Annotated in this window: 6 protein-coding genes; 3 read left to right on the forward strand and 3 right to left on the reverse strand. The window is 65.1% G+C overall.

Translation table 11 applies throughout. The features are described from left to right. Positions 1–470 (reverse strand): trimeric intracellular cation channel family protein (locus tag AB7O82_RS35660; RefSeq protein ID WP_428621632.1); only part of this gene is annotated, 470 nt, incomplete at its 3' end. A 678-nt stretch (positions 471–1,148) separates the two neighbouring features. On the opposite strand from AB7O82_RS35660, the gene AB7O82_RS35665 reads away from it, so the two are divergent. Beyond that, positions 1,149–1,493 carry a hypothetical protein gene (locus AB7O82_RS35665; RefSeq protein ID WP_428553205.1) on the forward strand — a complete coding sequence of 115 codons (345 nt, stop codon included), beginning with the start codon at positions 1,149–1,151 and terminating at the stop codon, positions 1,491–1,493. Between the two features lie 134 nt (positions 1,494–1,627). Here the strand turns inward: AB7O82_RS35665 and AB7O82_RS35670 are convergent, their stop codons facing one another. Both AB7O82_RS35670 and AB7O82_RS35675 read right to left on the reverse strand, forming a co-directional pair. Continuing rightward, complete coding sequence (locus AB7O82_RS35670) at positions 1,628–3,355, reverse strand: sodium:proton antiporter (RefSeq protein ID WP_428553202.1); 1,728 nt, start codon at positions 3,353–3,355, stop codon at positions 1,628–1,630. 245 nt (positions 3,356–3,600) lie between these two features. Continuing rightward, complete coding sequence (locus AB7O82_RS35675) at positions 3,601–4,233, reverse strand: hypothetical protein (protein WP_428553200.1); 633 nt, start codon at positions 4,231–4,233, stop codon at positions 3,601–3,603. A gap of 550 nt (positions 4,234–4,783) precedes the next feature. Here AB7O82_RS35675 and AB7O82_RS35680 point away from each other — a divergent pair. Further along, entirely contained in the window at positions 4,784–6,379 is a 1,596-nt protein-coding gene (locus AB7O82_RS35680) for a gamma-glutamyltransferase family protein (protein WP_428553213.1), read from the forward strand. Positions 6,380–6,483: 104 nt separating this feature from the next. After that, positions 6,484–7,515: a hypothetical protein gene (locus AB7O82_RS35685; RefSeq protein WP_428553197.1), complete on the forward strand. Its 1,032-nt coding sequence runs from the start codon at positions 6,484–6,486 to the stop codon at positions 7,513–7,515. Positions 7,516–7,635: the final 120 nt, after the last annotated feature.

Genomic DNA, 7,635 nt, shown 5'->3' on the forward strand with positions numbered 1-7,635 from the left:
TAGATCTCGCCGCACAGGATCATGGGGCGCGTCTGGGTGAGCAGGTCGCGGATCACGCCGCCGCCGCACGCCGTCACCATGCCGAGGAAGGCCGACACGACGACCGGCGCTCCCGCCGTGACCGCGACATGCGCGCCGACAACGGCGAAGGCGGCAAGTCCCAGGGCGTCGGCCCAGACGACCAGGCTTTGCCGCTCGACGGTGAAACGCTGCAGGAAATACATGACGAAGGCGACTACGCTGCACAGGATCAACTCGCCGGGATTCTTCACCCACCACGCCGGCTCGCTGAGCAGGACGTCGCGCACCGTGCCGCCGCCGATGCCGGTGATGACGCCGATCAGCACGATGCCGAGGGCGTCCATGCGGTGACGCGCGGCGGCAAGGGCGCCGCTGGCGGCGAAGACGACGTCGCCCAGATACATGATGGCGACGATGACCAGGCTCAATGGTTCGACGAGCGGCGTCATGGACCTGCCTCTAAGTGCGTGACGCGCGGAAGAATGGCGGCTGTGGGGCTCACGCTCCAGCATGGGTGTGATTCCTCCCCCCGGGAAAATGCGCCAGGGGCCCCACTTCAGGCGCTCGCCTTTCTCCAGCGACCTCCTCTTTGCTGGGAGCGCGCCACTCCGATGGCGCTCATGGGATGTGTGATCGACAAGATGAGCGCCATCGGAGTGGCGCGCTCCCAGCTATGAGCAACTCATCGCGCTCCATGTGCCTCGGGTCCACAGTCACAAAGCATGCGCCGGTCCTACGTCGCGCGACACAGACGATACACCTCCCTCGGGCCGCGATACGCTCAAGACACGCCGAGCCGATAAAAACCTCACACAGACGGGCAGGTCGGAGCCCGCTTGGGGGTGTGTAATGATCGGCGAATTCCTGACGGCACTCGGGGTCCCTGTCGCGATGGCTGGGGCGATGGAGAGCTGGTTGACCGTAGGCACGCTGGCGCTCGTCTGGTCCGTGACTGCCGAAGCCAATTTCAGCCGATAGGATGACCATGTCTTTCATACCGATTGCCCTGCTCTCCGTCATGGGCGCCAGCCTGGCGGTCATCGTCGTCGTCGCAACTCGGGAGGTCGCGAAGCGGATTCGCTAGCGCGCGAGCCGCACCGCGACCAACCGCGGAAAGAGAAGGCGCGATGAAGAAGCCCTGGGTGCTTGCAATCGCCTGTGCGATCTGTGGCTGTGCGCCGGAGCAATCGCGCGCGCAATCAGCCCAAGCCGAGGTCGATGCGCTCAGCTCGGCTTACATAGGCTGCATGGCTCGCGCCGTTTCCGTCTACGACGATCATCGGTCGGACCCGGCAGCGATCGGAGTGAAGGTGAACGACGCCTGCCGGGCGGAGTTCGACAGATGGCTGCAGAACAGGGCGAAAGAGCTGACGCCGGACGAGAAGCGGCAGTTCCTCGAGGGCATGCGCCCTCGCGGTCCGAAGATCGACACTGACGTTGTGCTCAGGACCCGCGCCACGGCACAGCAGTAGGGAAGGGGTGCGCTCTTCTCATAGTCCCCCCCCCCGGCTGCGCTGCCTCGGGGCGGAGACATGTTCCTATGAACATGTACTGGGGGCGCGCCTCCAGGCACGAGCTTCCGAGACGTCCGCGCGACGTCAGGGCGTCACAGGAAGAAGAGGAAGGTCACCAGCAGAAACAGCGGCAAGAGGATCGCGCCCGACCATGCCATGTATCCGAAGAAGCTCGGCATGCGCACGCCCTGCTCCTCGCAGATCGACCTCACCATGAAGTTGGGGGCGTTGCCGATGTAGGTGTTGGCACCCATGAACACGGCGCCGGCGGAGATGGCCAGGAGGGTGGCCGCCAGCGGTCCCATGAGCTGCTGCGGATCGCCTCCGGCCAGATTGAAGAACACCAGGTAGGTCGGCGCATTGTCCAGGAAGCTCGACAAGCCGCCAGCCAGCCAGAAGTAGGCGGCGTTGACAGGCTTTCCGTCCGGCGAGGTCACGAAGGCCAGCAGCGGGGCGAGCGCCCCCTTGCTGCCGGCCGACAGGATGGCCAACGCGGGAACCATCGTGACGAAGATGGCGGCGAACAGGAACGCGACCTCCTGCATCGGAGTCCAATGGAAAGCATTCTCGATCCGGATCCGCTTCGGGGTCACCCGAAGCGATGCAATGCTCACGCCGATCAGGATGACATCGCGCGCCAATCCCTGCAGCGGCCGTTCGACGCCGAACCCGAACGGGATCGAGATGCCTGGCTCCCACACGCCGCTGCCGACGATGGCGACCAGCGCTACGCCCAGAAGGAAGAAATTGCGCCATCCCTCGATGCGCACACTGATCGGCGCGTCTGACGCCTCGGAGGGATGGCGGGCTTCACTGCGCCAGGCCCGGCGGTCGAAGAAATAGAACAGGACAAGCAGAAGCCCGGCACAGACCGTCATCGGCAGGAACAGCGCCGTCACTGTCCAAAGAAAATCCACGCCCTTCAGGAATCCCAGGAAGAGGGGCGGATCGCCCAGGGGCGTGAGCGAGCCGCCGATGTTGGACACGAGGAAAATGAAGAAGACAAAGACGTGCACCTTGTGGCGGCGCCATGCATTTGCGCGGATGACGGTACGGATCAGGAGCATCGACGCGCCGGTCGTTCCCAGAATGCTCGCCAGTGCCGTACCGGCGGCCAGCAGTAGGGTATTCGTGCTGGGCGTTCCTCCGAAGTTGCCGCTGACGAGGATGCCGCCGGCGACGACAAAGAGCGTGAACAGCAGGATCATGAAGGGCACGTACTCCGCCACGAAAACGTGTACGAGATCGGTAGCGACGGTCAGCGGCCCGAGGACCACGAGGCAGGGCACCGCGAAGCAGAGCGACCAGAACAATCCCACCTTGCCGAAGTGGTGCTCCCAGAAGCGCGGCAGCAACAGCGGGAAAACGGCAATGGACAGCAGCAGCCCTACGAAGGGTACGATCCAGTGGAGCCCGATGGCCGAGCCGTCTATGCCGTGCCCGGACGCGGCCGAAGCAGCCTGCGGGGCGAGCAGGAGAGCGGATGCGAACGTGAGGCGATGAACTGCGCGTGTCATGCGGACAATGTACATGGTTTTCGGGTCTCGCCTTCCAGCTCGGCCTGATTGGATTCGCCCTGCTATTGGACGTTGAATTTCATTGAGGTTTCTCTTCCGGCGCTTCGGCGGCGAGTACCGGTTGACCGGGGCCGCGCAGCGCGAAGCGGCCGCGCGAGTCCAGGTTGGGCTTGGGAAGGCTGCACGGCATCGCCTGCCGTGGGCAGGAGGCGGCCGTGATCGACTCTTTTGCCCGGCTGTTCCTGCTCCACGAGTCCGACATTCGGATGGACGATATCGAAGACGCCCGAGCTTCTGCGCCAAGCTCCAACTCAGGACTTTGCTCCGGGGGCTGCGCGCCCCGGAAAAAGCCGACATCGCCCGCCGCCTGGCCACGCTCGGCCGGGTCGCCGACTGGCGGGCCAGGAATGTCGAAGGCTCGCGCCATTGCCTGGAGGAGGAAATGGCTCCTCGGCCCCCAGTCTCGGTTCGCGATCGGTACGCCTGACGCACCCGCCCAGAGCTCCAGGACCAAACGGTCCTGGGGCCCTTGGGGGATAGCCTGCACTTTAGCGGATGACGGTGGCCTTGATCGCCGTCTGCTGGCTCCACACCGTCGTGACGACATCACCCGGCTTGATGCCGGCGAGGGCGCTCTTTCCGGCGTCGGTGCGGACCGGCGGCAGCTGAATGACCTCGCCGCTGTCGGGCGACGGCTCCTCGGGGAAACCGGCCGACGCGTTGACGATGTACAGCACGCCGGCGCCCTGATCGACCTTGGTGACCATGCCGTCCATGCCCCAGAGCCTGATCGGCTCCTGGGCGCCCGGGATACCCTGGAGGCGGGCACCCTTGGCGATCATCGCCTTGCCCTGGGCCACGGTCGCCGGAGTCTTCTTGGCGATCAGGAAGTCCAGGTAGTCGTACCAATGGGTGTCGACGATGTTGCCGACCTTGAGCGACGGATAGTTGGTGACGAGGTCGGCGGCTCGCATCTTCACGCGGCCCAGATCCTCCCAGATGATGTTGAAGATGCGCCTCTCGGGATGGAGGCTGTGGATCGTCCCGCGCTTGAAGTTCTGATAAGTGTTCGGCACGACGAGATCGGTCTGTGCCATCGCCGGCAGCACCGGCATCGCCGTCGCTGTGAGCGCGGCGCCCCCCAGCAGCTTCAAGGCCGAACGGCGGCTTGATTGCATCATGACAATACCCCCTGATTCATTAACCGAGTCATGGTCATTCATGCGCATGTGCGCAAGAACATCCCTAACCCGACTACGGCAAATTGACCAGCATGAAACGGCAGGTACGGCCGCTTCGGGGCGTCGGAAGGGCAGTCGCGTTGGGGCACGCTCTCATTCTCCACCCCAGCTCTGCTGCCAGTGAGTGGACACATCTCCTTTTTCGCCCCCCTTAATCGGGGGAGGTGGCCCGTAGGGCCGGGGGAAGGCTTCACGCAAGATCTATGAAGTTCCGACGTCGGAATTTCGTAGAGTTCGTCTGCGGCCTTCCCCCTCCGCCCCGTAAGACGGGGCACCTCCCCCGACCACGTCCGACCACGGGGGAGGGATTGAGATGTGTCCACTCCCCAGCAGCGCCAGCCCGCCCAGAACTGCCACACGCCCCGTAGCCGTAGCGCGGAAACGGCTGATGGAGGGCCTTCGCGGCGTCGAGGGTCCGGGAGTAGGGTGGCTGGACAGGCCGGCGCCCGCCGGCCAGGGGGAGACCGAAGTGCGTTTCGCGAAGAAGGCAATGATCGTGGCACCGCAGCCCGAGCCGACGGAGGCGGGGGCGGATGTCCTGCGCGAAGGCGGCAATGCCGTCGATGCCGGCATTGCCTGTGCGCTGGTGCAGGGCGTCGTCGACCCCTTGATGTGCGGCATTGCCGGCTTCGGCAGCTGTGGCATCTACCTGCCCGGTAAGAAGTTCCATGGCTACATCGACGCCCACGCACCGGCGCCGCTCGGGGCGCGGCCCGACATGTGGGCCAACCTGATCGAGAGCGAGGCGCGTGACGGCTACGGCTTCATCCTGAAGGGCAGGGTGAACGACATCGGCTACAAGTCGATCTGCGCGCCGGCCAATCTCAAGATGTACTACGAGGCGCACCGCGAGCATGGCAGCCTGCCGTGGTCTCGCATCGTCGAGCCGGCGATCGCCTGGGCGGAGAGCGGCTGGACGGTGCGGCCGCACGTCCACTACTGGTGGAGCGACGAAGGCGCCTTCGGCCGGGCGCCCAATCACGAGCGCATCAGCTTCACCGCGGCTGCGCGCGCGCTCTATTGTCGGCCGGACGGGACGCCCAAGCGGGTCGGCGACCGGGTCGTCAATCGCGATTACGGCCAGACCCTGCGCGCCATCGGCAGAGGCGGCGCCGACGTCTTCTACTCGGGCGAGATCGCCCGGGCGATCGCCGACGACATGAGGAAGAACGAGGCCTTGCTGTCGCTCGACGATCTCAGGGCCTGGAAGCCGACGCACAACCCGCCCCTGTGGGGCGACTATCGCGGCTACCGCGTCTCGACCAACCAGCCGCCCGGCGGCGGGGTCATGCTGCTCGAGATGCTGAACATCCTCGAGAACTTCGACCTCGCGGCGCTGGAGCACAATTCGACCGAGTACCTGCGCATCGTCAGCGAGGCGATGAAGCGCGCCACCATCGACAAGGACGCCCATGTCGGCGATCCGAAGTTCGTCGAGGTGCCGGTCGAGCGGCTGATCTCCAAGTCCCATGCCAGGACCATGGCGGGCGAGATCATGCGCCGCGTGAAGGCCGAGGTGCCACGCTTCAACCCCGGCGCCGTCTCCAAGGACACCACGCACATCTCGGTGCTCGACAAGGACGGCAACTGCTTTTCGATGACCCATTCGCTCGGCATGCCGTCGGGGGTCGTCACGCCCGGGTTGGGCTTCATGTACAACGGCTGCATGGGCGTGTTCGACCCACGGCCCGGCCGCGCCGGCTCGATCGCTCCCGGCAAGGCGCGCTTCAGCTCGGTGGTGCCCTCGATCGTCTTCAGGGACGGCAGGCCGCACCTCATCATCGGCGCGCCGGGCGCGACGCAGATCGCCATGGGCGTGCTGCACGTAATCCTGAACGCGCTGGACTTCGACATGACCATGGTCGAGGCGGTGAGCGCGCCGCGCTTCTCGGCGACCTCCGACACGATCGATATTTCCAATCGCATCCAGGGCCGGGTCGAGCGCGAGCTGCACGGCGAGGGCTATACCGTGCTGCGCAGCCCCTACACGTTCGGCTTCGCCGCCGTCCATGCCATCCGCATCCACGATGACGGCCTCGATGGCGGCGCCGATCCCGGCCATGACGGCGTGGTTATCGCGGTCTAGCGTCACCCGCACCCCGCAAGTCACACCGGCATTTCGCGTGGACCGATAGCGAGATATCGGGCAATACTACCTATGGGCGCTGTGGGCTTTAAGGCTGCTTTACGATGCCTCGCGAGATCCGGATCTTCCTGTCGACGCCATCCGACATCGTCGAGGAGCGGCGCGAGCTCGCCAGTCTGATCGCCGAGATCAACGATGTGGTTGTCTTCCTCGCTCCCGAACGCGATTTCCGGCTGAAGCTGCTGCACTACGAGACCGACGCGTATCCCGACGTCGGCGGGCCGCAGACGGTGATCGACGGCCAGATTCCGCTCAACTACGACATCTACTTCGGCATCATGTGGCGGCGTGCCGGCACGCCGACCAAGGATGCCGACAGCGGCACCATCCACGAGTTCGAACGCGCCTTCGAGCAGCGCAAGAAGGGCGGCAGGCCGACCATCATGTTCTACTTCTGCCAGGAGCAGATTCCGCTTCCGAGCACCCAGGAGGAACTCGACCAGCTGGCGAAGGTGGTCAAGTTTCGCGAGCGCTTCCAGACAATCGGGCTAGGGGTCGTCTATCCCAAACGCGCCGACTTCCGCGAACGCGCCCGCGGCGGGCTGCTGAGGGCGGTCGCCGATATCCTGAAGAATGCGCCGGACCAGCCGGCGCCGCTGACCTTCGTGGCCGAACTCGAACGCGTTCCCGAAGCCCTCGACGTGCTGAGCAATCGCTACGATGAGGTGCGGCGGCAGTTGCCGTCGGGTCCTGAACGCAACGCCCGCATGCGAGCGATCGTCGACGAGATGAAGTTGTTGGCGCCGACGTCGCGCGGGGCCGTGCCTGAACTGAAGGCGAGCCGCTCCGCCGGGCGCAGACTTGCGGCAATTGCCATCCTTCAGGCATTCCCATCGGCCGGCGAGTTGGCCTGGCTGGCCGACCGTCTCAATCCGGAAGTCGAGCGCCCGTTTATCGGATTTCAGGCGAGCGTCGCCCTGCTGCAGGCGATACGTAGCCTGCCGAAGTCCGATTGCCCGAAGCTGCAGCAGGAAGTCGTCCGGGCGCTCCAACTGGCAAGGTTGAATCCGGACGACCCACCGCGAATCAGGTCCCTCGAATATGCGTTGGAGGAACTGGGCCGCAAATGCAACTGAAGCCGCCCGCGAGAGGTGACGTTACACTGGCATCGTCCGCTTCTGGTGGGCAGGGCCGACATTCGCCCCTTCGGGATTGTGGCTGGCTCAACGCGCAATTTTTTTTGACTATGGTCGAGG

It is taken from the genome of Reyranella sp. (assembly GCF_050185545.1).
Taxonomy (GTDB): Bacteria; Pseudomonadota; Alphaproteobacteria; order Reyranellales; family Reyranellaceae; genus Reyranella.

What these genes read in the sequence shown, in the direction of transcription:
- AB7O82_RS35665 (WP_428553205.1), top strand. Translation starts at nt 1,149, where the DNA reads ATGAAGAAGCCCTGGGTGCTTGCAATCGCCTGTGCGATCTGTGGCTGT.
- AB7O82_RS35685 (WP_428553197.1), top strand. Translation starts at nt 6,484, where the DNA reads ATGCCTCGCGAGATCCGGATCTTCCTGTCGACGCCATCCGACATCGTC.
- AB7O82_RS35675 (WP_428553200.1), bottom strand. Translation starts at nt 4,233, where the DNA reads ATGATGCAATCAAGCCGCCGTTCGGCCTTGAAGCTGCTGGGGGGCGCC.
- AB7O82_RS35680 (WP_428553213.1), top strand. Translation starts at nt 4,784, where the DNA reads ATGATCGTGGCACCGCAGCCCGAGCCGACGGAGGCGGGGGCGGATGTC.